Here is a 570-nt window from a genome sequence, read left to right on the forward strand (position 1 = left end):
CCCATGTCGTAGGATACCACGTTCACGACATCGACCCGGTCACCGACGCCGGCGTTGGGCAGGCGATCCGTGGCGTGCGCGATCAGCGTGTGGTGCACGGTGATGTTGCTGCCTTCGATGAACATGCCTTTGGAATGTTCGCCCGAGGGATGCGTCGAATGGCTCAGACCTTCGTAGACGAGCGCCCACTGGACCGTGACGTTGCTCGACGTCTTGGTCGAGTTGAACGGTTCATCGGTCGCCCACGACAGCGAGACGTGGTCGAGGATGGTGTTGGTCGCGCCGCCATCGACGGTGACGGCATCGGTGGTATCCTGCTTGGTGCCCGACGTCGGTCCCGGGCGGATGCGCACGTAGCGGATGATGTTGTTCGGCGCCTTCAGGAAAATCGGTGATCCGGTGAGGTTGGACGGGTCATTGCGGATGGCGACGCCGCCGCCCGGTGCGGTCTGGCCTGCCACGGTCAGATTGCCAGAGGTCGGCTTGATCTGCGACAGCAGGCTGATCGTGCCGGCGACGCGGAACACGCAAGTGCGCGGCCCGATCGCCATCATGCAGGCGCGCAGCGAT

Annotated in this window: 1 pseudogene; it reads right to left on the bottom strand. The window is 64.2% G+C overall.

The annotated features are described in order from the left end of the window. Positions 1 to 570: pseudogene (locus NL2_RS21510) on the bottom strand (hypothetical protein); the annotation flags it as partial.

Source organism: Novosphingobium lentum NBRC 107847, from assembly GCF_001590965.1.
Classification (GTDB): Bacteria; Pseudomonadota; Alphaproteobacteria; order Sphingomonadales; family Sphingomonadaceae; genus Novosphingobium; species Novosphingobium lentum.